General features: G+C 60.2%; 23 protein-coding genes and 1 tRNA gene. 13 read left to right on the top strand and 11 right to left on the bottom strand.

Annotated features, from left to right (window positions below; all coding sequences use genetic code 11):
- The first annotated feature begins 106 nt into the window (after window positions 1-106).
- Window positions 107-1,078 (top strand): NAD(P)-dependent alcohol dehydrogenase, encoded by a 972-nt coding sequence (locus ACOYW5_RS12500; protein ID WP_423065219.1) that lies wholly within the window; start codon window positions 107-109, stop codon window positions 1,076-1,078.
- 65 nt (window positions 1,079-1,143) lie between these two features.
- Here ACOYW5_RS12500 and ACOYW5_RS12495 read toward each other — a convergent pair whose 3' ends face one another.
- Window positions 1,144-1,281: a hypothetical protein gene (locus ACOYW5_RS12495; protein ID WP_423065218.1), complete on the bottom strand. Its 138-nt coding sequence runs from the start codon at window positions 1,279-1,281 to the stop codon at window positions 1,144-1,146.
- Here ACOYW5_RS12495 and ACOYW5_RS12490 point away from each other — a divergent pair.
- Window positions 1,280-2,110 (top strand): SH3 domain-containing protein, encoded by an 831-nt coding sequence (locus tag ACOYW5_RS12490; RefSeq protein WP_423065217.1) that lies wholly within the window; start codon window positions 1,280-1,282, stop codon window positions 2,108-2,110. The genes ACOYW5_RS12495 and ACOYW5_RS12490 overlap by 2 nt on opposite strands.
- Window positions 2,111-2,302: 192 nt before the next feature.
- Here the strand turns inward: ACOYW5_RS12490 and ACOYW5_RS12485 are convergent, their stop codons facing one another.
- Both ACOYW5_RS12485 and aqpZ read right to left on the bottom strand, forming a co-directional pair.
- On the bottom strand, window positions 2,303-2,995 hold the full coding sequence (locus tag ACOYW5_RS12485; protein ID WP_423065216.1) for a phosphoribosyltransferase: 693 nt from the start codon (window positions 2,993-2,995) through the stop codon (window positions 2,303-2,305).
- 113 nt (window positions 2,996-3,108) lie between these two features.
- Entirely contained in the window at window positions 3,109-3,825 is a 717-nt protein-coding gene (gene aqpZ, locus ACOYW5_RS12480; RefSeq protein ID WP_423065215.1) for an aquaporin Z, read from the bottom strand.
- A gap of 548 nt (window positions 3,826-4,373) precedes the next feature.
- Here aqpZ and ACOYW5_RS12475 point away from each other — a divergent pair.
- The gene (locus ACOYW5_RS12475; RefSeq protein WP_423065214.1) at window positions 4,374-4,946 is read left to right on the top strand and encodes a response regulator transcription factor; all 573 of its coding nucleotides are present in this window, start codon (window positions 4,374-4,376) and stop codon (window positions 4,944-4,946) included.
- 181 nt (window positions 4,947-5,127) lie between these two features.
- Here the strand turns inward: ACOYW5_RS12475 and ACOYW5_RS12470 are convergent, their stop codons facing one another.
- A complete protein-coding gene (locus ACOYW5_RS12470; RefSeq protein ID WP_423065213.1) occupies window positions 5,128-5,700 on the bottom strand; it encodes a transglycosylase SLT domain-containing protein in 573 nt (190 codons plus the stop codon).
- Between the two features lie 125 nt (window positions 5,701-5,825).
- Between ACOYW5_RS12470 and ACOYW5_RS12465 the strand changes: the two genes are divergently transcribed.
- The 6 genes from ACOYW5_RS12465 (at window position 5,826) to ACOYW5_RS12440 (ending at window position 10,059) form a co-directional block, all read left to right on the top strand.
- Window positions 5,826-6,482 carry a pseudouridine synthase gene (locus ACOYW5_RS12465; RefSeq protein ID WP_423065212.1) on the top strand — a complete coding sequence of 219 codons (657 nt, stop codon included), beginning with the start codon at window positions 5,826-5,828 and terminating at the stop codon, window positions 6,480-6,482.
- A 146-nt stretch (window positions 6,483-6,628) separates the two neighbouring features.
- A complete protein-coding gene (locus ACOYW5_RS12460) occupies window positions 6,629-7,144 on the top strand; it encodes a hypothetical protein (protein WP_423065211.1) in 516 nt (171 codons plus the stop codon).
- A 94-nt stretch (window positions 7,145-7,238) separates the two neighbouring features.
- Window positions 7,239-7,315: transfer RNA gene (locus ACOYW5_RS12455), tRNA-Arg, on the top strand.
- A gap of 370 nt (window positions 7,316-7,685) precedes the next feature.
- On the top strand, window positions 7,686-8,390 hold the full coding sequence (locus ACOYW5_RS12450) for a site-specific integrase (RefSeq protein ID WP_423065210.1): 705 nt from the start codon (window positions 7,686-7,688) through the stop codon (window positions 8,388-8,390).
- Window positions 8,391-8,458: 68 nt separating this feature from the next.
- Complete coding sequence (locus ACOYW5_RS12445) at window positions 8,459-9,409, top strand: DUF2971 domain-containing protein (protein ID WP_423065209.1); 951 nt, start codon at window positions 8,459-8,461, stop codon at window positions 9,407-9,409.
- A 23-nt stretch (window positions 9,410-9,432) separates the two neighbouring features.
- The gene (locus ACOYW5_RS12440) at window positions 9,433-10,059 is read left to right on the top strand and encodes a hypothetical protein (RefSeq protein ID WP_423065208.1); all 627 of its coding nucleotides are present in this window, start codon (window positions 9,433-9,435) and stop codon (window positions 10,057-10,059) included.
- 41 nt (window positions 10,060-10,100) lie between these two features.
- On the opposite strand, the gene ACOYW5_RS12435 is transcribed toward ACOYW5_RS12440, so the two are convergent.
- A complete protein-coding gene (locus ACOYW5_RS12435; protein WP_423065207.1) occupies window positions 10,101-10,574 on the bottom strand; it encodes a hypothetical protein in 474 nt (157 codons plus the stop codon).
- 1,121 nt (window positions 10,575-11,695) lie between these two features.
- On the opposite strand from ACOYW5_RS12435, the gene ACOYW5_RS12430 reads away from it, so the two are divergent.
- Entirely contained in the window at window positions 11,696-13,117 is a 1,422-nt protein-coding gene (locus tag ACOYW5_RS12430; protein ID WP_423065206.1) for a hypothetical protein, read from the top strand.
- Window positions 13,118-13,128: 11 nt separating this feature from the next.
- On the opposite strand, the gene ACOYW5_RS12425 is transcribed toward ACOYW5_RS12430, so the two are convergent.
- Both ACOYW5_RS12425 and ACOYW5_RS12420 read right to left on the bottom strand, forming a co-directional pair.
- Complete coding sequence (locus tag ACOYW5_RS12425; protein WP_423065205.1) at window positions 13,129-13,986, bottom strand: hypothetical protein; 858 nt, start codon at window positions 13,984-13,986, stop codon at window positions 13,129-13,131.
- Complete coding sequence (locus tag ACOYW5_RS12420; RefSeq protein ID WP_423065204.1) at window positions 13,983-14,879, bottom strand: DNA-methyltransferase; 897 nt, start codon at window positions 14,877-14,879, stop codon at window positions 13,983-13,985. Before ACOYW5_RS12420 ends, ACOYW5_RS12425 begins: the two co-directional genes overlap by 4 nt.
- 1,020 nt (window positions 14,880-15,899) lie before the next feature.
- Between ACOYW5_RS12420 and ACOYW5_RS12415 the strand changes: the two genes are divergently transcribed.
- Together ACOYW5_RS12415 and ACOYW5_RS12410 are read left to right on the top strand one after the other, a co-directional pair.
- Window positions 15,900-18,113 carry an AI-2E family transporter gene (locus ACOYW5_RS12415; protein WP_423065203.1) on the top strand — a complete coding sequence of 738 codons (2,214 nt, stop codon included), beginning with the start codon at window positions 15,900-15,902 and terminating at the stop codon, window positions 18,111-18,113.
- Window positions 18,114-18,239: 126 nt separating this feature from the next.
- Complete coding sequence (locus ACOYW5_RS12410) at window positions 18,240-18,857, top strand: tyrosine-type recombinase/integrase (RefSeq protein WP_423065202.1); 618 nt, start codon at window positions 18,240-18,242, stop codon at window positions 18,855-18,857.
- A 305-nt stretch (window positions 18,858-19,162) separates the two neighbouring features.
- Here the strand turns inward: ACOYW5_RS12410 and ACOYW5_RS12405 are convergent, their stop codons facing one another.
- The 4 genes from ACOYW5_RS12405 to ACOYW5_RS12390 form a co-directional block, all read right to left on the bottom strand.
- Window positions 19,163-19,537 carry a hypothetical protein gene (locus ACOYW5_RS12405; RefSeq protein WP_423065201.1) on the bottom strand — a complete coding sequence of 125 codons (375 nt, stop codon included), beginning with the start codon at window positions 19,535-19,537 and terminating at the stop codon, window positions 19,163-19,165.
- 78 nt (window positions 19,538-19,615) lie between these two features.
- Window positions 19,616-20,038 (bottom strand): ester cyclase, encoded by a 423-nt coding sequence (locus ACOYW5_RS12400; RefSeq protein ID WP_423065200.1) that lies wholly within the window; start codon window positions 20,036-20,038, stop codon window positions 19,616-19,618.
- Between the two features lie 52 nt (window positions 20,039-20,090).
- A complete protein-coding gene (locus tag ACOYW5_RS12395; RefSeq protein WP_423065199.1) occupies window positions 20,091-21,035 on the bottom strand; it encodes an alpha/beta fold hydrolase in 945 nt (314 codons plus the stop codon).
- A 41-nt stretch (window positions 21,036-21,076) separates the two neighbouring features.
- Window positions 21,077-21,937, bottom strand: a complete 861-nt coding sequence (locus ACOYW5_RS12390; protein ID WP_423065198.1) for a helix-turn-helix domain-containing protein — start codon at window positions 21,935-21,937, stop codon at window positions 21,077-21,079.
- 893 nt (window positions 21,938-22,830) lie between these two features.
- Here ACOYW5_RS12390 and ACOYW5_RS12385 point away from each other — a divergent pair.
- Window positions 22,831-24,405 carry a TIGR04028 family ABC transporter substrate-binding protein gene (locus ACOYW5_RS12385; RefSeq protein WP_423069460.1) on the top strand — a complete coding sequence of 525 codons (1,575 nt, stop codon included), beginning with the start codon at window positions 22,831-22,833 and terminating at the stop codon, window positions 24,403-24,405.
- The last annotated feature ends 43 nt before the right edge of the window (window positions 24,406-24,448 follow it).

Raw genomic sequence — 24,448 nt, 5'->3', positions numbered from 1 at the left:
TAGCCGAGATGGCGCGGGGGATGAAGGCTGACGAAGGCTGACACCCCCGATTGCAATCGCCCCAGCGCGCACCATCTGTGCGTGTGGGTCATTGAGGGACATGGGCATGCGGGCAGCGGTTTATCGGAAGTTTGGCGGGCCGGAAGTGGTGCGGGTCGAGGAGATGCCGAAGCCGGTGCCGAAGGCGGGTGAAGTGTTGATCCGGGTGGCGGCGTCCACCGTGTCGGCGGGCGACCATCGGATGCGGGCCAAGGACTTGCCGCGCGGGCTTGGCTTTCTGGCCGCCGCAGTCGTGGGCGTGTTTGCACCGCGCAAGCGCGTACTGGGCATGGATTTCGCCGGGACCGTCGAGGCGGTGGGCGAGGGCGTGACGACGTTCAAGCCGGGCGATGAGATCGTCGGACTCACCGGCAATGCCTTTGGCGGGCACGCTGAATATGTGGTGCTACCAGAGACAGCCGCCATGATCGCCAAACCCGCCGGAATGAGTTTTGAGGATGCGGTGGCGCTGGTCTTCGGCGGCCACACCGTTGCCGAATGCGTCCGCCAGTGCCCGATCAAGCCGGGTGACGAGGTGCTGGTCAACGGCGCGTCGGGCGCGGTGGGGGTGGCGGCGGTGCAGGCGGCGAAGGCCGCGGGCGCGGTGGTGACGGCTGTGACCAGTGCCGGCAATGCCGAGCTGGCGCGCTCGCTCGGAGCTGACCACGTGATCGACTATGCCCGCGAGGATTTCGTGAGCGCCGGCAAGTTGTATGACGTGATTTTCGAATGCGTCGGCAACGCCCCGTTCGGGCGGGCCGACAAGGCGCTGAAGCCGGGTGGTGCGCTGCTGCTGGTGATCGTCGACCTCATGGGCATGCTCAGTGCCGGGGGCCAGAGCCGGCGCAGCGGCAAGCGCGTCATCCCGATCAGCTTCAAGCCCAAGGCGGAGGATGTGCGCTTCGAATTCGACCTCGCGGCGAAGGGCGAGATGTGGTCGGTGATCGACCGGACCTACACGCTCGACGAAATCGTCGAAGCGCATCGCTATGTCGATACGGGCAGGAAGCGCGGCGCTGTCGTGCTCCGGATCGGCTGATTTGTCGCGGGCGCCGATCGTGGCTTTCCGGGGTCCGTCAAGTCATTGCCCGATTTGAGTCCATTTCAGGACAGATTTTCCACAAGCTTCTTAATCATAGTCGGCAGCATGAACGGGGCATTTGACAAGCTGAAGCGGGCAAACAAGGCCGCAAATCCAGGTTCAATTCGCGACTTGCTGGGCGGGTTCGCGATGCCGGTCATGGCCGGGGTAGGAACGCTGGCAGTTGTTGCCGTACTGGCCGGCCTGCAGTGCGGCGGCATCGATCGTTGCTTTGTCGCCGAAACCAAGGTGGCGTCCGCCGCCATCGAGCCGGCCGAAGCCGCGGAGGCGCCGGTGGCGGAGGAGCGGCTGATTGCCGACCAGGTGATCGCGGCCAAGCCGGCTGCGGCGCCTGCACCTGCAGTCGACACACGCGCCCAGCAGATCGCCGCTCTGATCGGCGGCAGCTTCGAAGCGATCCGCGCCGACGACGAGGGTTGGCTGACGGGCGCCTATGCCCCCGCCGAGCCTGCCACGGCCCAAGTGGAAGAGGGCGATGGCCCGGGTCCCGCCGTCGCATCGGTAGCCGACACCGCGCCGGCGGGTGGCACGGCATCGGGCGCCGAAGCGGTTGCCGCCATTGCCGCGCTCGAGCAGCCGGTAAAGCCGCTCGATCGGCCCAAGCCGCTCGCTGTGACGGCCTTTGCCGAGGTGCCCGAGCAGACCGCTCCGACGGTCACGGCCGCGGCGGAAAAACAGCTCGCCGACGTCGCGGCGAAAGTTGCGCCGGCCAAAGAGGAGCCGGTCAAAGAGGAGGCCGAGGCGCCTGCTGCTGAGCCAGTGAAAGTCGCTGCCGTCGAGTCCACTGATGTCCGTACCGTCGCCGGCTCCGGCGCCAATGTGCGGTCCGGCCCGGGCAAATCGAACAAGAGCCTGTTTACGCTCGCTGGCGGCGAACAGGTCAAGGTCGGCGAGAACCAGCGCGGCTGGCTCAAGATCACCGACGACCAGGGCCGCACCGGCTGGATCTACAAGACCTACCTAAACTAGGAGCGTTTTCCGGCAATCCGAACTGCCGGCTCAACTCGCGCAGGGACATTCCGGCGTAGGCCGGAAATGCTGCAACCTTTATGGCTGACCGAGAGACCTCATGATGGACCCCGGCCTTCGCCGGGATGACATCGTCTATGGGGTAGCGCCCGCGAACATCCCGCTGATTCAGTTGAACCCGTGAAGTGCTCTCTAGGTGCCGCCTGCGCCCGCGACCGGCAGGGCCTCGCGCTTCCCCATCAGCTCAAGCACCTGCTCGTCGCCGAGCTGGCCGAAATGCTGGTAGTGAAGGCTCACTGCGACAAAGGGTTCGGGCGTCGCGAGGCAGACCAGCCGGTCCGCTTCCTGCGCCAGCGATTCCACCACGTCGGCCGGTGCGACGGGAATGGCGAGGATCACTTCGCGCGCACCGTCCTGCCGCACCGCTCGGATGGCGACGCGCGCCGTATTGCCGGTAGCAACTCCGTCATCGACGATCACCACCGTGCGACCCGCCACGGGTATGGGCGGCCGGCCGCCGCGCCAGGCGAGCCTGCGGCGCTCGATCTCGGCGATCTGGCGCCGCTGCTCGGCCTCGAGATAGCCGGGCGGCGGATTGATGAGCGCCATCACTTCTTCGCTGACGACCAGCTGCGGATGAACCGCACCTTCGGCCACGGCGCCGATGCCGTACTCCGCGTGGCCGGGCGCGCCAATCTTGCGCACCAGCAGCAGGTCGAGGTCCGCGCCAAGCGACTCCGCCACTTCGCGCGCTACCGGCACGCCGCCGCGGGGCAGGGCGAGAATTAAGGGATGCTGGAGATGCAGATGTTGAAGTTCGCGCGCCAGTGCCTGTCCGGCGTCGCGGCGATCGAGGAAGCTTGGCGTCTGCTGCGGGGAGGACATGGTTTCGCTCCGGGACCCATTGGCCCGCAGCTACAACGCCGAGATGCCCCGGCAGGTTTCGCGAAGGCAAAGAAGAAGGGCCGCTGGTTGCGGCCCTTCGACAGTCGGCGGTCTTATTCGACCTGGCCGATATTGGCCGGGGTCTCGCCGGGTGACAGCACGTATTTCCAGATCGCAGCGCCGATCGCAGCGCCGATCAGCGGCGCGACGATGAACAGCCAGACCTGGCCGAGCGCGCCGTTCTGCGCAAAGACCGCCGCCGCGATCGAGCGGGCGGGATTGACCGAGGTATTGGTCACCGGGATCGAGATCAGGTGGATCAGCGTCAGTGCAAGGCCGATGGCGATCGGTGCGAAGCCGGCCGGCGCGGCCTTGCTGGTCGATCCGAGGATCACGATCAGGAAGAAGGCGGTCAGCACGATTTCGGCGACGAGCGCTGCCGTGAGGCCGTAGCCGCCCGGCGACAGCGCATCATAGCCATTGGAGGCGAAGCCGCCGGCGCTGAAGCCCGCGGTGCCCGAGGCAATCACATAGAGCACCGCTGCGCCGAGCACGCCGCCCACCAGTTGCGCCACCCAGTACGGGACGAGGTCCTTGTAGGCGAAGCGCCCGGAAATCGCGAGGCCGAGCGACACCGCGGGGTTGAAGTGGCCGCCCGAGATGCCGCCCACGGCATAGGCCATGGTGAGCACGGTGAGCCCGAAGGCTATCGAGACGCCGACAAAGCCGATGCCGACATCCGGGAAGCCGGCAGCAAGTACAGCGCTGCCGCAGCCGCCGAATACAAGCCAGAAAGTGCCGAAAGCTTCGGCAGAAAGTCGTCTGAACATAACGCTAGCCCTTTGCAAAGGATGTTCCCACCCTTCGACTGTTAGGCTGCGTCGCGTCGGCCCGGAACTCACGTGCCATGGTTATGCACCGCTTGTCCGCCCGGCAAGGTGCGGCACGGACGCATGTCCTGCGAAAGCTTTGATGCCAGCAAGTATCGGACAGTAGACCTTACGTTGTTCATACTTGATCGGTTGGATCAGATTTAGTCGTCAGTACGCTCGACCTATTGAGGGCAATTTTAGTAAAAATAGGAAAATCTGATGACTATCGTTACCACCTTATCAAGTTCGCGTGTTTCCCTGCCTGTCCGCGTAACTTTTCACTTACCTTGCATTGTCAGGCAGCTGTCAGTCGTGATCTTATACTTATGTGGACGCGATTCGAGGGTACGGGGATGAGCCCCGCTACCTACTGATGCTGGGAAAACCCAGTTTCAGCTTTGGCCCAACCATCAGGTGGCAAAGTGGACAGACTTGCGGACTCAATCCCCTACCGCCCCTACCTCAATAGGGATCGGCTTATTTATCTGACGCATCCGGACCCCAAGGTGGCTAAGGGTCTGTGCGACGAATTCATTGCCCAGGGCTTCCAGGTATCAATGGTGCCCGACGCCTCCGGGCTGACGCGGCTGATGACGCTCCGCCGCCCCGATCTGGTGCTTCTGCCGCTCTGCGGCGAGGACCGCGATCTCACTCCCACGCTGGAAGCGCTGGACGCGATCCGGGCTCAGCACCTGGGCATCCACGCTTTCCTTCTCGCCCCGCCCGATGTCCGGGCCGAAATGGTTGTCATAGCCATGAAGCGCGGCGCAACCTCGGTCTTCTCCCCGCCCTACGGGCCGGTTGAACTGGCGGTTGCTGCGCAGGAGGTCTTCCGCGGCGATATCCATGTCGAGGAAAGCAAGGAAGGGGCGGCCACCGTCACGGTCAAGGGCTTCGGCACGCTCACCTATCGCGAGCGACAGATCCTGCAATACGTGGTGGATGGGCGGACCAACAAGGAAATCGCCGTCGATCTCGGGCTCTCCTACCGCACCGTGGAAGTGCATCGCCGTCACATCATGGAAAAGATCGGCGCCCGCAATACCGCCGAACTGGTCCGCCTGGCGATCGAGAGCTGAAGCGAAACAGCCCCGAGGGTTGCATGACACGGGGCCTCTGCGGTGCCCAGCGGCACCGCCTCAACACCACCGGCTCGCGCCGCGCGGCAACTGGGTTTGGCTGGCTCCGCCGGACCCCGAGCGATCCTCCGCGCCCGCGATGCCGGTGGCGCTGCTTTTCTGGCCGATCAAAATAAAGGGGTTAGCGCAGGCCGGCTTCTTCGAGGAGGCCGAGGCGCTTGGCGTCGTAATAGTAGCCGCGGGCATAATAGCGCACCGCGCCATCCGAGTTGTAGCCGGCAACGACATAGGCGCCGCGCAGATATTTGACCGCATACTTGAGGTTGGTCTCGGCATCGAGGAGGCCCGAGGCCTCGCCGCGATAGCCCATCGACCGTGCCGTATCGTGCCGGATCTGCATCAGCCCGTAATACGGCCCGTGCCGTGCCGCCGGATTGAAGCCGCTCTCGCGCTGCACCACGCGTCGGATCAGCGACACCGGCACGTCGTAGACCATGGCATATTTCGAGATCAGCCCATCGACCGGCGTCGGACCGGGGATCGCCGCCGGCGCCTCGGCGAAGGCCATCGGCACGAAAGGCTCGTCCGTCAGCTTGGGTCGATCCTCCGGGATTGGTGCGACCGCCGCGACCGCTGCCGGCGCCGGCTTGAAGGTCGGCAGGCCCGCCATCGAGCAGCCGGCAACAAGCCAGGCGAGCGCCGGAACGGCGATCGCAAGGCGTGCAGTACTCGTAAGGGTGGGGGCCCTGAACATTTCCGTCTCTTAACAGAAGCTTTCAGCGGGGGAAACCCGGCCGCGATCACGCCGTTACTGCCGCCGCGGTGCGGGTTCCTATCCCCGCCTGCGGCTGCTATTGAGCCCGCACCATGCTCAACCCCATGCCAGCCACTTTCGATTATCGCCCGCCCACCGAGCCGTGGCTGACCGTGGTCCACGCCGATGACGATATCGTCGTGCTCGACAAGCCCTCGGGCCTGCTGTCGGTCGCCGGCAAGGATCCGGCGCTCGCCGACTGCCTCGAGGCGCGGGTCAAGGGGCGCTGGCCGACCGCCGCCATGGCGCACCGGCTCGACAAGGACACTTCGGGCGTCCTCGTCATGTGCCTCAACAAGAAGGCGCTCGGCCATGTCGGCCAGGAGTTCGAGCAGCGGCGAGCCAAGAAGTCCTACGTGGCGCGTGTCTGGGGCGAGATCGCCGAGAGCGAGGGCCGGATCGACCTGCCGCTCGCCACCGACTGGGAGCACAAGCCGCGCCAGCGCGTCGACTACGAACGCGGCCGCCCCAGCGTCACCAACTGGGTGGTGGAAGGCCGCGAGGACGGTATCAGCCGGGTCCGGCTCTATCCGCTCACCGGCCGCACGCACCAGCTGCGCGTGCACATGCTGGAGCTCGGCCACCCCATCCTCGGCGACCCCTTCTACGCCACCGGCGCGGCGCTCGCGGCGGCCGATCGGCTGCAGCTCCACGCCGAGGAACTGGCCTTCAACCACCCGGCCGGCCACTGGGTCAGCTATCGCGTCCCGGCCCCGTTCTAGGCCGCCACGCGTCCCATCGTCACGAAATCGTCATTGGAGCGCCAAGATCTGGTCCGAAACGGGCCAAATCGGCTGTCTAGCGTCAACTCCGCGTTACCGGCAGCGCGGCTGCCCGGCGCGACCCGATGCATGACCCGGAGAGACCGATGAGCGAGTTCGAGGACCGGCAGGACGCCACCCCCGCTATCGACACCCCCGCCACCAGCGCTGCGGCGCCGCTCCCGGCTGGCGCTGCCAGTCCGGACACGGCACCGGACAGTGTGGACATCGCGGCCCTGGTAGAGGCCAGCATGTCCGACGAGGACGACCTCGAGGCCGTCGCGGCGGTCGAGGGCAGCGGCGACTTCTCGCGCGATGACGCGAGTGCCGCCGACGAGGAGCCGGTATCCGTCGCTGAGGCGAGTGCCCCGCGCGAACTGCCGCCCGCCTATCCCGAGGTCAGCGATGCCGTTGCCGCGCCGGGCGATGATGTTCCGCTGCTCGACGATGCGCTCGAGGACGGCATAGCGTCGGTATTCGCGGCTCTCCACGCGGCCGCCCGCGACGGCGAGATCGGCGAATCCGACGAGCCGGCTGGCCCCTTGAGCGACGATGAAGCCACCGACGGCATTACCTTCCGCCTGCTCGGCGAACTCGACCGCCTCTGGCACCGCGCCGCCTGATCCGGCCCGGGGTCGCCTCGGCCGCCCCGGCCCCAACCAGCACAAACCGCCCGTCTTGCGCTCGTCGCACCAATCGCCTATTGCCTAATCCGCTGCACCCGTAGCTCAGCTGGATAGAGCGCTGCCCTCCGAAGGCAGAGGTCATGAGTTCGAATCTCGTCGGGTGCGCCAATCATTTCAAAGACTTAGCTAGGCCGCCGATGTCCCGATCAAGCCTCCGGTCACAATCCGGTCACAGGCAGTTCGAGAAATGGCATCGTTTCGGAAGCGCAATGGCAAATGGCAGGTCCAAGTTAGAAGGACCGGCTCTGAGCCAATTTCACGTACTTTCACAAAGAAGCCCGACGCAACGGCATGGGCTATCGAGCAGGAGCACTCGATTGAGATAGCGGACCTCACGGCCCCCGATAGGAAACAGCAACATACTCTCGGTGACCTGCTAGTCCGCTATGAAAAGGAAGTCCTCCCCCTAAAGCGAGCACCTGAACCCGAGCGATATGTGGTTCATGCAATGCTGAGGCACCCCCTTTCGAGAAAACCGGTGCGGCAGATCAGATCAGAGGATTTTGCCAAATACCGGGATGAACGCTTGATGACGATCAAGCCGTCCACTCTTAGGAGGCAGTTGAACGTTCTACGTCACGCTTTGAGGACTGCTGGGAAGGAATGGGGATGGTCTGTTCCCCAACTGGCCTTGGCACAGGTGCAAATTCCTCCTGTTGCTCATTTCTATGTGGGTAGGATTACGGATGACGTTGTAGCCAAGCTGTTGGCCGCTGCGGAATGCCAGTCTAATCCTTGCATCGCCTTCTCCATCCGGTTGGCCCTTCAGACCGGAATGCGAAGAGGGGAACTGTTGGGTTTGGATTGGGGCGATGTCGATCTAGACAAAAAGCAGTTGCTCATCCGGACCAGCAAGAACGGAAGGCCAAGGATGATACCGCTTTCGCCGCTTGCCGTGGTGCTATTCAAGGGCAAGATTTCAGCGAACGCGAAGGGATCGGTGCTGCCCATTACAGTAAACGGCCTAAGATTAGGTTTTGAACGAGCTAGAGCCTTGGCCCGCGTCGAATTGCGGTTTCATGACCTTCGGCACGAGGCCATTAGCCGGTTATTCGATATCGGACTTACGATTCCGGAGGTGCAGTTGATTAGTGGCCACCGAACATTGAGCCAACTGTCGCGGTATTCTCACCCTGACATCAAGAGATTGGTCGGGAAACTTGCGGTGCAATGCGAAGAATGACACAGTAGTGATATACTCAGGAGAGCGTTTTGGTGATGGACAGGTCAAGGAGTGAGATTTGGCAAGTAGTGGACGAAAGGCTTTACGCCGATGTGACTAATGCATCGTACTTTGGCAATCCTCCTCTTTTGGCTCACTACACGTCCATTGCAACTCTTGACGCGATAGTCAGCAACAACGAACTTTGGTTTTCTAACCCATTGTTTATGAACGACATCGAAGAGGTCAGAGGGGGAATTCGGGAAGGGCTGGAGGCATACTACTATCATGAAGAAATTAATTCAGCGCTGGTCACTGAGGTAACCCAACAGCAGTTTCGGGGTCTACTTGAAGATTGCGTTAGAAATTTCGAAGTAAATCACCTCTTTGACACCTATATCTTTTGCCTCTCGGAGCACGATCCTGCAGACGAGGATGGCCTCCTTTCTATGTGGCGTGGGTACGGCGACGGCGGCAAAGGTGTAGCGCTGGTCCTGGATGGAAGCCCAATGAAGGAGGTGCCAGGAAGCCCGCTCATCGTTGACCGCGTTCACTACCTGAGCGCGTCGGAGCGAAGGGCGTGGTTCAATGCTCAGGCCAATCTCTTTGCAAATGTCGTTTTGGACAAGCAAGTGAAGGGAGAGGAGCTTCGATACGCGGTGGAGGCGCTGTTTGGGCGGCTGAGGTTGGCGTCACTCTTCTCAAAACACGCGGGTTTTCATGAGGAGAAGGAGTGGCGCATCGCGTACTTGCCTGAGCGCGACCATGGCGGACTGTTGAAGAAGTATCGCGGTTATCTGGTCACAAACCGAGGCGTGGAGCCCAAGCTGAAGCTGAAGATTGCACCCATCGTTGGCGCTGTCGACAATGCCGTCTCGCTTGAGGCATTGGTTCAAACCATACTGCTCGGACCAAGCCTGCAGGCGCCGCTTTTGCATCAATCCGTGCGACGCATGCTGGAGTTGAAGAACCGCCAGGACCTTGCGGAGCGCGTTAAAGCCTCGCGCATCCCCTTTCGCCCTGCCGGGCTGCAATTCTAGGTTGGTCTCGGAGCAACACAGCAATGCTTTCAAAAGTTGCAGCAACCTCCTTGTGGCTCCTCTCGATGGCATGCGCTAGCGGCCAGGAAGTTCTAAAAATCGGTAGTTGTCCGTCACCAGTGACAATTGAGCGATCTGGGTTGTGGCGCAATGCGGAGAGAAGCCATGAAGCCCAGGATCTTATGTTGGCTGCCCCCTCGGGCGGTGGGAAGGTCTCCGCTGTGTTTGTGGATTTCAAATCGCAGGCGTCTTTCTCAATATCAAGTCTGGCGTCGGTTGATGCCGATCAAGGCAGTATCGATCCGAAGCTATTTCATACGTTAGCAGCTGCAGCAAAGGACACGGTATCGTCCAGCATACGAAGCGGAAAAACGCAGAGCTACCTGGATCTTCTTAATGGAGAAAGTGCTGCGCCATACTCAATGGAGGATCTGGTACTTGATGCTCTGTACGAAGAGAACGATAAGACGTTCTTCTGGATTGGTGTGGCTCCGAGTGCACAGCCTGATGTTATGCCGGGCCCGCAATATATGGTCTATAGGTTTGATTTGGTAAGCGGGTGCTTAATATTTGTGCAGCTAATTTTTCCAGTCAGGCGATTTGACCTGCATGATCTACCGTTGTTTGTGTCAGATTTGAAAGTGGAATAGAACGTGAATTAACAGCCAAAAATGGCCTATTGATGCGCCCGTCACTGGCGCCTAGGCGAGTTCTTCCTAAGCACTGGCACAGGTATATCTGCAGCGCATCGATACAAATGCAATGAACTGGATCCGTCGTAGTAGATAAGTTCATCGCCTTGCGCAATGGACAGTGCTACACTTCGTTCTTTCCATATTTCGCCTTCCCCGCCACATTCGAGATCAAATATCCATCCAGGAAGGTCGACGATATTTGTAATCTTCTGAATGAAACAGATAGGTGGCTCTTCTCCATGTGGAAAACTTATCTCTCCGAATTTTCCGGTCAACGTACTTTTCTGTTCGCCATTGATTTGCCAATAGCTCATGGTGACTTCTGAAGAGAGTGTGACGTAGCGAATCTTGCTAATTGGCTCATCACATGACCGACTGCTGTCAGAAGTCCACTCCCCCTCCCATAAAGCGTTGGCCGCCATCACCGGATCGATCACAGCAAACTGGCTGAGAAGCATGACAAGAAACATGGCTGACGGTCGGCGCGCCCGTCTCCTTATTGATGCCATTTCTCGAACTGCCTGTGACCGGATTGTGACCGGAGGCTTGATCGGGACATCGGCGGCCTAGCTAAGTCTTTGAAATGATTGGCGCACCCGACGAGATTCGAACTCATGACCTCTGCCTTCGGAGGGCGAAGAGGGCGCTTTTCAAGAGGATTGCTAGGTTCGCTTACGTCTCTGATCTACCTCAATGTTCAGGATTCTAGCAGCCTATTTCCCGGCCAGCAATTCATCGACAGCGGCACCATCGTTGTGACCGGTTTGTGACCGGCGGCCCTAGGGGCAAGTGCCATGGGGTGGGGGTCGGGATCTCGTATATGGCTCCGCCGTATTTTTTGATTTTCCGCTGTAAAGTTGTGCCCAGGCTTGTAGGTGGCAGCTCTGCTTGACGGACGGCTTTCAAGGCATGCCTTAAGGCCATCGCTAGAAGGCCTCTAGAAGCCCCTGGGAGTGCCATATGAGGCGGTTTGACGAGGCGCCCAGGGAAATGGCGCCAAGGCTCACGTACCACGCTCTACGAGTCTCCAAATGAACTAGCGCTGTAAATCCTAGAGATCCCGCACCAGTTGCCTTGAGGGGCCGGAACCATTCAGCGGCGAATTAGGAGGTTCCATATATGGGAGGGTTGGTGGTGGTGATTGACTAGACGACAATATTCGTGAGCCGCTCTTGAAGCATCCAACCGCCTTTCCCACCTAATGTCTGCATCGGATAAGGATGCGCCATAATAACATCTGAGATTAGGGAATAACGTTAGAATGTTCTATGATTTTAGCAAGATACAAAAGACGATAGTTGTGGAAATTGGATTTACAAAAACTAATGGATATCCCGTTAGGAAATTTGGTCAGTTTGCCATAAAGCAAGGCCTAACGAAGGAAATGAAAAATGCTCCTCTATATATGGCACAGATGTCACATGATAGGATGGTAGAATTTCTTTTGAAGTTATCGTCCTACGTTGATCATATGTACCTTCGTGATCATATCACAGAGTGCAGAGTCTGGTATGATGGCGTATTGGTATATGACTACAACTTATCAAATGCAGCGCCTGAAAAGATCGCCGCTTGATGAGGGGGCACGTGGATGCTCGTACCATTCCGTCCGGACATTACGGGCACGGTCCGAATGGAGCCGGTGTTAGGGGCTCTGCTAGCGGACTTTGAGACGTGGTACCAGCCATTGCGTCGCCCTCAACCTCACTTCAAAGCTGCCCTTGCACATAGCCTGAAGGTCATAGCTTTGAACGTAGTTGGGGCGACGCTCGCCTCCGACAGTGCATGGGTGGCACTTCCGGGTCGCAAGGCTTGGTATCAAGAGAATCAACTGCTCCTCGGCCCTCTTATCACCCATGCTTCGGTTGAGACGGTAGTGCGGTTTCTACGCGAGGAAGGGTACGTGAGGTTCCGAAGTGGAAGGGCCTCAAAGTCCAAGGCCTTTAGACGGCCGAACCTTGTCCAGCCGAGCCGCAAGCTCAGGACCCTTGCTCAATCGTTTGGTGCTGAAGTCGCTGATATCCACTCGGACCCGAAGGCGTTTCCGCTTCGCCTCAGAGCCAAAAGGGACGAAACAGGGTCGAGACGCTACATCCCGCTGTCGATTACCGGCGAAACGCTGATCATGGAAGATCGGGTAGCAACCATAAATCGAGTGCTGTTGCACCACTGGCCCGACTTGGAGGTGACGGATCAGCAAATGGAGGAAATGCTAGGCTATATGGCCAAGCGTGACGGTTCAGAGCGAACGATCGATTTCGGTAAGAGAACCCTCTACCGGGTGTTTAACAACGGCACCCTTGAGGATGGAGGTCGCTTCTACGGAGGTTGGTGGCAAGAGATTCCGAAGGCGTATCGACCCTACATCACCATCAACGGAAAGCGAACCGTGGAGGTCGACTACTCGGCCATCCACCCTACCTTCCTCTATCACGAAGTGGGACTTCCGAAACCCGAAGATCCCTACGCAATTGGACTTGGGAGCAGGGAGGTGGTGAAGCGCACATTCAACGCTCTGATCAACGCGAAAGGCATCTCAATCAAACCGGTTGAGGGTTTTGACCCGGAAGCTGTCGGTATGACTTGGAATGAATTCCTCAGGCGGGTTAAGGACCGCTTTTTGCCCTTCAAGCCGTACTTTGGCACCGGCTATGGACTGAAGCTGCAGAGATTAGATTCTGACATCGCTGAAGCTGTGATGCTCCATTTTGCGAAACGCGACATCCCTGTCTTGCCAGTCCATGACAGCTTCATCGTGCATCACGGCTACGAAGCGGAGTTGGCGATGGTAATGGAAGATAAATTCCGGGAAGTCACCGGTGCCAGCATCAACCTGAAGCCGAGCGCTCTCAGCACTGAGCAGGTCGTCGCCATGTCGGATTTATCTGAAGCCGAACACCAGCGGCTGTTATCCCAGGGCATGTCAGAAATTGACGCCCTCCTATCGCGGGATCATGCGTTCGGACAATATGAGGCTCGGCTAAGTGACTGGTTCAGCAGAAAGACAAGCTGACGAGTACCGGGCTAGTCCTCGAAACGAGCCCGCCGCGAAGTTGCGATGTCATCAACGAACTCGTCCCATCGAAGCCTACTACCCGCAGGCGGCAACGTGGGATGGATGGTCGCGGTATCCGGGTCGTACACTAGCACCGCGATGCCTTCGAGAAGATGCGTGGATTCCGCTTCACTCTTGCGGCCCCCGGCACGAACAAGGCGATCAATCGCACGTTCGATAAGGTGCGTCGTCGGGCGCTTTACCCCGCTGGTTGGGGCCGCCGCAACAGCAGCAATCGCTACCGGTAGCGCCTCTTCCAATTCGACGATCTCCAAAGCCTGTTCAGTATCTACGTCCTCTTCCTCTTGGATCTCCTCAATCTCTGCTTCCTTCGCCGCTTTCGTCCCAGTGATTTCATAAGTCGGTATCACGAGGACGCCGCCAACTACCGCGAACGGGAATTTCAGGTGGATATTCACGGCGAACGTACGGATATCTCCGAAGCGATTCCAGATAGCACGCCCCACAGCCAGATTGATGGGCTTGAGCTCAACAGCCAGTCGCAAGCCGTCGAGCTCGTGACTCTCTGAGACGTCGGCGTTCACTGTACGCAGACCGCCTGCGACCTTCTTCTCTTGGGTTACAAGCCGGTCTTTGAGAGCGGGAAGCTTCGCGACTAGCTCATTTGCAAGGGCTCGTGATAAGCCATTTGATAGCCGGATCTGTCCAGCCTTCTTTGGACCCGCTGCGAGCGTTGATTGCGTCCGAACGTAGGCACTGACGGCGTTGATGTAGTCCTGGATCGTGGGTTGGATAGCGGCAAGCAGATCAACCTCGGGCACCCCAGTTGGTGCCACCGGCTTTGGTACCTTCTTCTTTTTGCTCACGACGCGACGGACGCAACGTTGACAACCTCAGCAGGCGCTTTCCGATGCACCTCCACGTTCGCGTCGATCCCGCCGAGCGTGGTCAGGCGCTCTTCCATCATCGAGACGTACTTTGGTTCAATGTCGACGCTGATGCTGTTCCGGCCGGTTTCAAGCGCTGCCATCGCTGTTGAACCAGTGCCGCCGAAAGTGTCGACCACGGTATCACCGGCAAAGCTGAACATTCGGATGAGGCGGCGAGGCACCTCGATCGGATAGGGGGCGGGATGCTCCTTGCGCATCTGGCCCTTCACATCGGTCCATATTGGTGAAAACCACTTCACGTAATCGTCGGTAGTGATCTTAGACAGACGTTCCATCTCAGGCGTCGGGCTGCGATAGCCGCCGGGCTTACGGAAGAATAGTATGTTCTCGATGTCGTTCTTCACGATGCCGTTTGGCAGATTTGGCTTCCCGAGGAACCGGCCCGACCGAGATGCCTCTAGCTTCATGTTGGCGATTTTCTGCCAGCGAATGGGCGTCAAGTTATCAAAGCCAAGTTTGCGAGTTCGGGATTGGAAGTCGCCGGAGAGCGGCAGCACATAGTGCCGGCCACCTTGGCGCCTCGATATGCACACATCGCCGACAATGCAGGCTACCCGTCCGCCCGGGACGAGGATGCGAAGACACTCAGCCCACACCTTGTCCATCTCCTCAAGAAAGATCTCGTAAGAGGCAATATTGCCAAGCTGCCCCGAATGATCGGGGTATTGGATCAGCGATGCGTACGGAGGCGATGTGCAAACGAAGTGCACACTCTCGGTTGCTATGAAGGACAAGTCGCGCGCGTCAGCCTCAATGATCTTATGCTTGGTGAGCCATGAGGCTCGTTCGACGCCAGTCTTGGTGATCATAGCCATTCCTTCTGGCGCCTTGTGATTCGTCACGCGAGCATAACTGAACGGGGCGCCTTCCCTGAGATTGCACGCAGAGTTAGCCACCGCTTTGGAAGCGAGACAGCGGCCAAGCTCGTTCTCTATACGTTCATGGCGCTAAAAGAGTGTCAACGACGGAACGAAGGCCTGAAGCAGTACCGACCCTGCCATTGGTCAGCAGGCTATAAACCACCACCAACCCTCCCATATATGGAACCTCCTAATTCGCCGCTGAATGGTTCCGGCCCCTCAAGGCAACTGGTGCGGGATCTCTAGGATTTACAGCGCTAGTTCATTTGGAGACTCGTAGAGCGTGGTACGTGAGCCTTGGCGCCATTTCCCTGGGCGCCTCGTCAAACCGCCTCATATGGCACTCCCAGGGGCTTCTAGAGGCCTTCTAGCGATGGCCTTAAGGCATGCCTTGAAAGCCGTCCGTCAAGCAGAGCTGCCACCTACAAGCCTGGGCACAACTTTACAGCGGAAAATCAAAAAATACGGCGGAGCCATATACGAGATCCCGACCCCCACCCCATGGCACTTGCCCCTAGGGCCGCCGGTCACAAACCGGTCACAACGATGGTGCCGCTGTCGATGAATTGCTGGCCGGGAAATAGGCTGCTAGAATCCTGAACATTGAGGTAGATCAGAGACGTAAGCGAACCTAGCAATCCTCTTGAAAAGCGCCCTCTTCGCCCTCCGAAGGCAGAGGTCATGAGTTCGAATCTCGTCGGGTGCGCCAATAACCCATTGATATCCTTAAGTGAATCTGAGGCGGCGGGCGAGCTGGAAGTTGACGCTCGGCCGTGGTAGCCACGGGATAGCCACCCGAGAGCGATCATGGGCTATCTCGGCCAGAGTCCGCTTAGCGCCAAAAGCGGCCACTGGTGCACGCCATCGAAGCATCCGCCACGATGAAGGGCCTGACTAGAATTCACAGACGTCGCGTGGGGGCAACCTCAGGCTCGCTCGACCATTGTGATAGTCATGCAGGGGTAAGCCATGCCGAGTTTGCGTCTTTCCGATCGGCCACCTCTGACGCGCCGTGGAATCTTCGAGACGGTAGCAACCTTCGCCCTGGTGGTGGCCATGCTGTATCTGGGCGCCGGGATTCTGGTGCCGTTGGTGCTGGCGATCCTGCTCGCCTTCGCCCTCAGCCCGATGGTCGACCTGTTGAGCCGAAAGTTCCATCTGCCCGATGCGGTAGCAGTGATCGCCAGCGTCCTAACCGCGTTTCTTATGCTGGGCTTGTTCGCATACGTAGCCGGAACGCAACTGATCCAAATCGGCGCTGAACTGCCAGCATATCAGACGACGATCGCTAACAAGCTGCGCGAGCTGCAGCAACAGCTCGAGGGTGGCGGGTTTCTCGATGGACTGACCGCCGCGGTGGGGTCACTTACCGAGCAACTCTCTTCAGCGTCGGACGGCGGTGGTCTTCAGGAAAGACCAGGATCGCCCGTTCCGGTGACGATCGCCAACGAGGTCGGCAATCCGCTCGGTGTTGTAAGCACTCTACTGGGCACGCTGGCCGGGCCTCTGGCGACCGCAGCGATCGTAGTCATCTTCCTGATCTTCCTGCTTCTAGGGCGAGGTGAGCTGCAAGAGCGGTTCATCCGTCTCGTTAGCCGCGGCGGCTATAGCACCACCAACTTGGCGATGAGTGACGCTAGTCAGCGTGTTGGTCGCTATCTGCAGCTGCAGCTCTTCATCAACGTCGGCTACGGAATGCTTTTCGGTCTCGGGCTGCTGATCATCGGGGTGCCGGGGGCAATCTTGTGGGGCCTGATGATCATGCTGTTCCGATACATTCCTTTCGTGGGCGGTCTGCTGGTCGCGTGCATTCCCATCCTCCTCGCTTTCGCGGTGGATTCGGGCTGGAGCATGCTGCTTGCGACAGTCGGGCTGTTTGTGGTGATCGATCTCACGACCGCCAACGTCGTAGAGCCGCGCATCTACGGCTCCAGCACAGGGGTCTCGCCGATCGCAATCCTGCTCTCTGCCATGTTCTGGGCCACCCTGTGGGGACCGGTAGGGCTCATACTGGCGACCCCCATGACGGTCTGTCTTGTGGTTATCGGCCGCTACATTCCACAGTTCCAGGTGCTCGAAACACTCCTGGGCAGTGAGCCGGTACTGGAACCACCCGAGCGGCTCTATCAGCGCATGTTGAAAGGCAGCGTTGAGGAGGCAATTGAGATTGCAGAGGAGATCGTCGAGGAAAGTGGGCTCGAGACCTTTCAAGAGAACACTTTGCTACCCGCGCTCCGACTTGCCAGCAACGAGCTGGCGGACACGCCGGAGGCGCTGGCACAGCGGCGGGTTCTAGCCACCAGCATCGACGCGGTCATCGATGAACTGGGACATGTGGAACAGCTCGATGGGAAGGCGGTAGTCCTCATTGGCGGGCGCACTGAAATCGACGAGAGTGCGGCGAGGGTGGTGGCGCAACGGTTGGCAGGGCAGCAGGTGGCATCGCGGGTGCTGCCACCGATGGCAGTCCGCCAGGAGAGCATCGGCCGCATCGACATCGACGGCGCTGAGGTGGTTTGCCTGTTCTATTTCGGTGCCGACTTCAAGGCACACACGCGTTATGTCACGCGCCGGCTCAAGTTCATCAGGCCGGGGTTAAAGGTCATCGTCAGTCAGCTCAGCGGGGATGGATCGTTAGCGTCCCCCGAAGCCCTTCGCGTGGACAGCGTCACGCATGGATTCCAGGATACCCTGGCCGAGATCGATAGCTATCTCGACGTGGTAACGGCAACCGCCAAACTGGCCGGCCATCAGCCCTTCCGTGGTGCCGGCCGCGGCGATGACGAGCTGGGGCGAGCTCTGCAGGCAGTTGCTGACGCGATGGGGGTGCCGTTGGCGACCATCAATCTGCTCGATGATGAGCGGCACCGGGATGAAGAAGGAGCCTACAAACTGACAGAGATGATCGCAGAACGTGGAACGCCACTGCTGATCCCTCCCGGTATCGAGGGCGAGGAACTTGCCGACAACCCGTACTTGCAGGGCAATGGAGTCGACTTCTACGCCGGCGTGCCCCTGACGCTGGACAATGGCCTAACGGTGGGTTCGCTGGTCATCCTTGACTATGAGGAACATCCGTTCGGCGACGAGGATCTCGGCAAATTGCAGCAGTTGGCGGCCGATCTTGTCGTGCGGTTCGGCAACGCACCAAGTACGCAAACAACGGCCTCGAAAGTAGCTTAGCCACGTTTGAAGGATGTTGTGTCGGGGATGGCAACCTAGCGCTCCTTTGGGCCAGAAACCGGCCTTTGAGCTATTTTGATCTGCTCGCGGGAGCGAAGCGGTGGGCGGGATGGCGAGGAAGTCGCCATGGACACTGCCGTTCAGGTTCGCCGGCCTTGGAACAAGGGACTAACAATCGGCCAGAAACGCCCATTGTTGCCAAGGCAGGTCTGGTCGATCCGAGTTCGCCTCGAGATGTCTGGCTCTCCACGGGACCTGGCGCTCTTCAACCTGGCTATCGACAGCAAGCTGAGGGCGTCAGACCTGGTCCGTCTCAAGACGGAGGACATCTGCTCCGGCGCTCTCGTCCGCGATCGTGGGGTTGTTGTGCAACAAAAGACCGGTCGGCCTGTGCAATTCGAAGTCACGGAGGTGACGCGGCAGTCTGTCGAACGCTTGCTGGCTAGCCAGCCATCCGATGAAGGCGGTCACCTGTTTCGGAGCCGGTCTCATCGGCGCCCACACATTTCTTCCCGACAGTACGCACGCATCGTCCATCGCTGGATCAGCAACATCGGGCTCGATGACCGCGGCTTCGGCACCCATTCGCTGCGACGAACCAAGGTCGCCCAGCTCTATCGGAAGACAGGGAACCTGAGAGCCGTCCAGTTGCTGCTCGGTCACGCGAAGATCGAGACCACGGTTCGCTACCTCGGCGTAGAGGTTGACGATGCGCTTCGGCTCGCAGAGCAGATCGAACTCTGAAAGTTGGCGCGAAACCAAGGGTCGGTTTCGCGCCAGAAGCGGTCATTTCGCGGGCATCATGCCCGTCGGCAGCATCTGCTCGACGACATGCTCAATTGTCCAGCTGGCGGACGCTAAAGCCCAATCAGTCAGTGCAACGTCACCCCGTGCTCGGCCCGCCACTGACAGTGCGAATTGACGGGCAACACAAAAGGTAGCGAGGACAGGGACGGAGTAGTCAGGGCACGCATATCCCTCAAGGAAAACCTTAAGCCGGCGAATTTGCTGCTGGCCCGTGTAGTGGGCATAGCCGAGGTCGAGCCAGCTCAATCGTTGTGACACATCACTTCCGCCGCCGCAGCTGCTACGGCTGGGAAGTCCGTGGTTGCGTCGTGGAATTGTCGTAGCAAAGCGGCGGCATCAAAGAGTGTCGCATCGTCGTAGTGCCCGAGGTCGCGGGGAACAGTCCCCGGAAGGAAGCTCAGGATTTCACGCCCTCGATCATCTACCCCGAGAAAGCGAGGGGTTGAAGTCAGCGCCGCCGCCTCTAGGTGTTGGAGTAATGCGTGGACTTGCTGCCGATCAGCGGAAATCGGGCGCCGCACGGTTTCACCCACACGAACGACTCCCGCTGTAACACGTCCACCCGTCAGTTCGATCTCTTCGGTGAGACTACGCACATCCACGAGAAAAGAAAGCATCGCAGCGACGGCTTCGGGCCAGAAGCGGGCCTTGCTCGAGGTCCGCTTTGCGCCACAAGCGGACATCGGAGTGGTCGGTCAGTTGCCTCCTGCAGGAGAGATCGCGGCCATTAGGGCGGTGACGTCCGCCACCGCCCAATGTTCGACGATCTTGCCGTCGCGAAAGCGGACGAACACCGCTTCCGTGTAGGAGATCGGGTTTCCGGTCGCCGCTTGCCCCATGAACTCCCCTTTGTGGGTTCCGGTCACGAGGAAACGGGCAGCTACCAGGTCATCGCCGGCTACGACGATCTGCTCTTCCGCGTGCAGATCGGGAAACGCCCGGTGAAACATTGAAAACGTCTGTTTCAGTCCTTCCGGGCCTGCTGGCTGACCCGGAAACGCGTCGTGAGAAATCACGTCCTGCGACACCGTTTCGTCAACTAGGGCATAGTTCCGGTCGTTGATGGCGCCCTTGTAGAACTGCACATATCGCTGCTTGTTTGTCTCGTTGATGTCCATGGCCTGCTCCTTTGCAGTCGGGCTCGGCGCGCGTGCGGCGGAGATCCTGGGTCTACGCCAGGAAAAACCGCTCCAGTTCTGGGGCGAGGATCTCCGGCGCTGCGTCATGCATCTGCCCATCGAGGCTGCGATGCTCCGCGTTGGACAGGACATCGGCGAGCGTGCGAGCGGTATTGCGGATCCAGTCGGGGCTGGCGCCGCCATCCATCACCAGCACTGTCGGGGTAACGCTGACCCACCGTTCGGCGGGCAGCGGATTGCCGGCCATGTTGCCGCCGAGGATCGCAATGTCATAGGGCAGAGTATGGGCCACGGCCTCCAGCGCCGGCCAGGCTGGCGAGGCCTTCATCTCGGCCACGACCTCGGCTGGCGCCCCGACGACGTCAGCCATCCAGTATTCGATGGCCTCGCCTCGCTGATTTGATGCGAGCAGTTGATCGATGTGCTCGGCAAAGTCCGCGGGCGGCGGCGGTCGACTGTCGTCGATGATGAAGGGCGGCTCATAGAGGGAGAGCTTCTGCACTTTGTCGGGATATTTGGCCGTGGCCTCGAGCGAGAGAACAGCGCCGGAGGATTGCCCGTGGATGAAGGCTGTGCCGCCCGCTTCGTCGATTAGAGCCTCGATATCTTCGATCTCGCGCTCGACGGCATAGGGCGGCGTGTCGCCACTGTCGCCCCTGCCGCGGCGGTCCAGGGCGAAGACGGTGAAGCGCGGGGCCAGGAGCTTGGCCATCGGGGTCCAGGCGGATCGTTCGCTCAAGGCTCCGCCGATTAAGAGGAGGGCCGGTCCCTCGCCGTACCGATCGAATGCAATGCGCGTGCCGTCTTTCGAGTTGACCGTCTGCGGCAATTGCGCCTCCTGTGCTAGAGATGGACGTCCAAGCGTAGCGGCCATGGTGGCACTTGCCAGCGCTGTGCCGACGAAGGTCCGCCGACTCAGCTGATATCCAGATCCGATATTCGAGGTGTCGACGGTTGGCTTGGTGATGAGTTTCATTCCCATTCTCCTTTCGAACCGTTGATCGATAGGAGGCGACGCTAGTCGCTGCTTGTACAAATTTGACCCGCGGGGAGCACCCAGGGGATGGTCGCGTGATCCGGGCTCTCCGCAAAAACGGCCAGACGCTTCCTGAGGTAGGCCGACGGCGAGAGGCCGGCAAAGGCCTGGAAGTCACGAGTGAAATGCGCCTGATCGAAATAATCGCTGTCATGGGCAACCGACGTCCACCGGATCCGATTGCTCAAATCGATGTTCCTCAGCGTGTGCCCGAACCGGCAGAGCCGCGCGAGTTGCTTGGGCGTGCAGCCGACCATGCGATCGAATAGCGTGATGAGATGCTTGTGCGTGATGCCGACCTCATCGCAGAGGTCGCTGATCTTTATCGTGCCGTGCCGGCCGACGATCTGTCCCGCAACATGCTCAACTAGCCGCGCTGCTCCGGAATTGTCTGCGAGCCGAGCCAGGAGCAGGTCTTCCAGCAAGGCAAACCGGCGTTCGGGCGTTGCGGCGTCATACAGCCGGTCGCGGATCTCGGCGGCGTCGCCCCAGAGCGCCTCGAGCGGCACTACGCGATTGCGCAGTTCGGACAGCGGCACACCAAGGAACGCATGGGCTCCGCCGGGCTTGAAACTCACGCCTATGAAGTCGGTGTTCTCTGGCCATTCGACGAAATGACGCTGGTTCCAGAGGCCGAGGCACCAGCTTTGGTTGCATGAGGCGGCCCCCGGACTCTCCAGGCGTTTACTCACCCGCCAAGGTTCGCCGAAGTTGAATTTCAGATCGGCAGCGGGCGTCGGAAAGATGCCGTCGCGCGAATAGGGCATGGCGCCCTGTGCTGCGTAGAGAAAGTTGACGTAGCGGGTGAGCGGCGGGGCAACCCCATGCCAGAGAAATGTCATCCGATCACCTTCGGTTTGCCGCAGCGATTTCGGTTACCGGCCTCGAGCGGCTGAAGGCGACCCCTTCGCCTCCAACACAAGCCATCCTCCCGCGTCGCCGAAGTAACGGCGCACGCCACGGATCGATCCAAACGCCAATGTCGGCTCATGTTGAAGCGATCCGGTCTGTGAAGCACGCGATACGCCACTGATGTCCGCCAAGGGCCAGCAGCGGATATTTGGCGCGCAGAAATGGGAGTGGTTATGTGCACCGGAGTGAATGATCCGATCCCGTGAGGCCCGGAACTGCCGGGTCGCGCAATTCAAGCGGGCAACGGTCATGCTCAGTTGTCGCAGACCTTTACTTGCGGTGACCTTGCGGCTGCCTCGACAGGGGCAGAGGCCCTTTGCGCCGAAGCGGCAGTGACAGCCGTACCTAGTACGCCGCACGGGGCGACAGAATGGGCAATGACAGCAGGCTCACAAACTCTTAAACCCGCGCTCACGCGCTTCGGTTGGCTACTTACCGTCCAAAGTGCGCGTCCCTCTCCGTCCGCGACAGCCGCTAATCGGCCCAAAGGACGGTCTCTGCCCACCGTCGACAGATGCCTTATTCAGTTCTGACATTGGCTCGCGGTCGCAGGTCGATGCCGGGTCTAAGCGCACTTGCCGCCGTAGTCAGGTCGCGTTCTCCAAATGACTAGGAGCGCAGCAAATCCGTTCAATCTTCGGATAGGCAGATAGACGACTATTTCGATAGAGATAGTTGAGTGCCGGCCATTTAGCGCTACCCTTTTGGCACGTTCGGTGTCGGCCGGACGGTGCAATTCAAGGAGGCAGCGTTGGTTCGCTCCATTCTCTCACTCGATCGCCGCACGGCGCTCAAGGCCCTGGCTGGAGCGCTGCTGGCCGGCATGGTCATGTCTCCGGCGCTTGCCCAGGACGCACCGATAACTGGCGGCACGCTGATCTATCTGGAGCAGCAGGCCCACACGAACCTCTATCCCCCGGCGGGCGGCTTCTACCCGAACGGTGGGGTGCTCAACCAGATCACCGACAAGCTGACCTACCAGAACCCGCAGACGCTCGAGATCGAGCCGTGGCTGGCCGAAAGCTGGGAAGTCAATGACACTGCGACCGAGTACACGTTCAAGCTCCGTCCCGGAATCACCTTCTCGGATGGCACCCCGCTCGACGCCAAGACCGTCGCGCTCAACTACGACACGTTCGGCCTCGGCAATAAGGACCTGAAGTACCCGGTCTCCGAGGTCATCAACAACTACGACCACGCCGAGGTCATCGACGACCTCACCATCAAGTTCCACTTCAAGAAGCCCTCGCCGGGCTTCCTGCAGGGCACTGCCGTGATCGGCTCGGGCATCGTGGCCGCCTCAACGCTGGCACTGCCGTATGACGAGCTCGGCGATGCCACCAAGATCATCGGTACCGGCCCGTTCGTTGTCGAAAGCGAGACGCTCGGCAAGGAACTGAACCTCAAGGTCCGCGAAGACTACAACTGGGCTCCGGTGAAGTTTGCCCACCAGGGTCGCGCCTACCTCGATGGCATCAAGTACATCATCACCCCCGAGGACAGCGTGCGCATTGGCGCCCTGCTCTCCGGCCAGGCCGACGCCATCCGCCAGATCCAGGCCTATGACGAGCCGCAGGTGATCGACGCCGGCTTCCCGATCTACGCGCCGGGCACCCGCGGCCTCAACAACGCCATCAGCTTCCGCCCGGACAATCCGCTGGTCGCTGACCTCAAGGTCCGTCAGGCCCTGCTGCTCGCGACCAACCGCAAGGAAATTGTCGAAACCCTGTTCTCGGCCAACTACCCGCTCGCGACCTCGGTCTTGTCCTCGCAGGCCGCCGGTTACGTCGATCTGAGTGACAAGCTGGTCTACGATCAGCACAAGGCCAAGGCCCTGCTCGCCGAAGCCGGCTGGACCCCGGGCGCCGACGGCATCCTCGAAAAGGACGGCAAGAAGCTCGACCTCACCGTTTACGTGTCGCTGCCCCAGCCGCAGAACGAAGGCGTGCTGCAGTTGCTCGCCCAGCAGTGGGCCCAGGTAGGCGTCAAGCTCAACGTTCTCGCCGGTGATGCCGGCAGCCGTACCCTCGACCTGCTCGATCCGCTCAAAACCCCGGTCAACGTCACCATGGTCGGCCGCGCTGATCCGGACGTGATCAAGTCGGCCTACTACCCCAAGAACCGCGACTGGCTACTGCAGAAGGGCGGTTCGTCTGACAAAACCAACTTTGTCGACGACAAGCTCAACGCCCTTCTCGAAGGCCTCGCCGCCGAGACAGATCGCGAGAAGCGCCTCGCCATCGCCGGCGACATCCAGCGCCACGTCCTCGACCAAGCCTACACGATCCCGTTCTTCGAGGAACCGCAGGCGTTCGCCACGGCGCCCTACGTCAACGGCCTCGAGTTCGAGGCAGTCGGCCGCCCCAGCTTCTACAACACATGGGTCGCTGCCCACTGACGCATCTCCGGCCCGGGCAATAGCCCGGGCCTCCCCCGCTATT

The organism is Devosia sp. CN2-171, from assembly GCF_049354815.1.
GTDB lineage: Bacteria > Pseudomonadota > Alphaproteobacteria > Rhizobiales > Devosiaceae > Devosia_A.
Note: the sequence above shows the minus strand (reverse complement) of the source record. Positions and strands in the feature narration are given on the sequence as shown.

Excerpts from the sequence above, each read along its gene's own strand:
- ACOYW5_RS12500 (WP_423065219.1), top strand. The coding sequence starts at position 107 with ATGCGGGCAGCGGTTTATCGGAAGTTTGGCGGGCCGGAAGTGGTGCGG.
- ACOYW5_RS12490 (WP_423065217.1), top strand. The coding sequence starts at position 1,280 with ATGGCCGGGGTAGGAACGCTGGCAGTTGTTGCCGTACTGGCCGGCCTG.
- ACOYW5_RS12495 (WP_423065218.1), bottom strand. The coding sequence starts at position 1,281 with ATGACCGGCATCGCGAACCCGCCCAGCAAGTCGCGAATTGAACCTGGA.
- ACOYW5_RS12485 (WP_423065216.1), bottom strand. The coding sequence starts at position 2,995 with ATGTCCTCCCCGCAGCAGACGCCAAGCTTCCTCGATCGCCGCGACGCC.
- aqpZ (WP_423065215.1), bottom strand. The coding sequence starts at position 3,825 with ATGTTCAGACGACTTTCTGCCGAAGCTTTCGGCACTTTCTGGCTTGTA.
- ACOYW5_RS12470 (WP_423065213.1), bottom strand. The coding sequence starts at position 5,700 with ATGTTCAGGGCCCCCACCCTTACGAGTACTGCACGCCTTGCGATCGCC.
- ACOYW5_RS12465 (WP_423065212.1), top strand. The coding sequence starts at position 5,826 with ATGCCAGCCACTTTCGATTATCGCCCGCCCACCGAGCCGTGGCTGACC.
- ACOYW5_RS12460 (WP_423065211.1), top strand. The coding sequence starts at position 6,629 with ATGAGCGAGTTCGAGGACCGGCAGGACGCCACCCCCGCTATCGACACC.
- ACOYW5_RS12440 (WP_423065208.1), top strand. The coding sequence starts at position 9,433 with ATGCTTTCAAAAGTTGCAGCAACCTCCTTGTGGCTCCTCTCGATGGCA.
- ACOYW5_RS12435 (WP_423065207.1), bottom strand. The coding sequence starts at position 10,574 with ATGTTTCTTGTCATGCTTCTCAGCCAGTTTGCTGTGATCGATCCGGTG.
- ACOYW5_RS12430 (WP_423065206.1), top strand. The coding sequence starts at position 11,696 with ATGCTCGTACCATTCCGTCCGGACATTACGGGCACGGTCCGAATGGAG.
- ACOYW5_RS12420 (WP_423065204.1), bottom strand. The coding sequence starts at position 14,879 with ATGATCACCAAGACTGGCGTCGAACGAGCCTCATGGCTCACCAAGCAT.
- ACOYW5_RS12415 (WP_423065203.1), top strand. The coding sequence starts at position 15,900 with ATGCCGAGTTTGCGTCTTTCCGATCGGCCACCTCTGACGCGCCGTGGA.
- ACOYW5_RS12410 (WP_423065202.1), top strand. The coding sequence starts at position 18,240 with ATGGACACTGCCGTTCAGGTTCGCCGGCCTTGGAACAAGGGACTAACA.
- ACOYW5_RS12405 (WP_423065201.1), bottom strand. The coding sequence starts at position 19,537 with ATGCTTTCTTTTCTCGTGGATGTGCGTAGTCTCACCGAAGAGATCGAA.
- ACOYW5_RS12400 (WP_423065200.1), bottom strand. The coding sequence starts at position 20,038 with ATGGACATCAACGAGACAAACAAGCAGCGATATGTGCAGTTCTACAAG.
- ACOYW5_RS12395 (WP_423065199.1), bottom strand. The coding sequence starts at position 21,035 with ATGAAACTCATCACCAAGCCAACCGTCGACACCTCGAATATCGGATCT.
- ACOYW5_RS12390 (WP_423065198.1), bottom strand. The coding sequence starts at position 21,937 with ATGACATTTCTCTGGCATGGGGTTGCCCCGCCGCTCACCCGCTACGTC.
- ACOYW5_RS12385 (WP_423069460.1), top strand. The coding sequence starts at position 22,831 with ATGGTCATGTCTCCGGCGCTTGCCCAGGACGCACCGATAACTGGCGGC.